Origin of the sequence: Brevundimonas sp. UBA7838, assembly GCF_002500885.1 — a bacterium.
Classification (GTDB): domain Bacteria; phylum Pseudomonadota; class Alphaproteobacteria; order Caulobacterales; family Caulobacteraceae; genus Brevundimonas; species Brevundimonas vesicularis_C.
This window is the reverse complement of record NZ_DLTK01000141.1, coordinates 1-264: the sequence shown is the minus strand read 5'-3', so window position 1 is coordinate 264 and position 264 is coordinate 1. Positions and strand designations below refer to the sequence as shown.

Genomic DNA, 264 nt, shown 5'->3' with positions numbered 1-264 from the left:
CGCAGGTCGTGGCTGACCGAGTTCATCAAGGCGGCACGGAAACGGTCGGCCCGGCGCAGGGTCTCGGTCTCCAGCGCTTGGCCGGCCAGATCGGCGCGCTCCAGCGCCACGGCGCCCTGGTCCAGCAGGGCCATGGCCAGACGTTCCTCGTCCGACCCCGCCGCCACGGCCGAGGCGTCGACGCCCGCCACGCCGGCCCGGCCGCGCACGCCCTGCAGCGGCTGAAACCGCCAGTGGGTCTGCGGCAGGGTGCCGGTGCCGTGA

The 264-nt window shown here is 75.4% G+C and carries 1 pseudogene; it reads right to left on the bottom strand.

Annotated features, from left to right (window positions below):
- Positions 1-264: pseudogene (locus tag B3T77_RS15085) on the bottom strand (sensor histidine kinase KdpD); the annotation flags it as partial.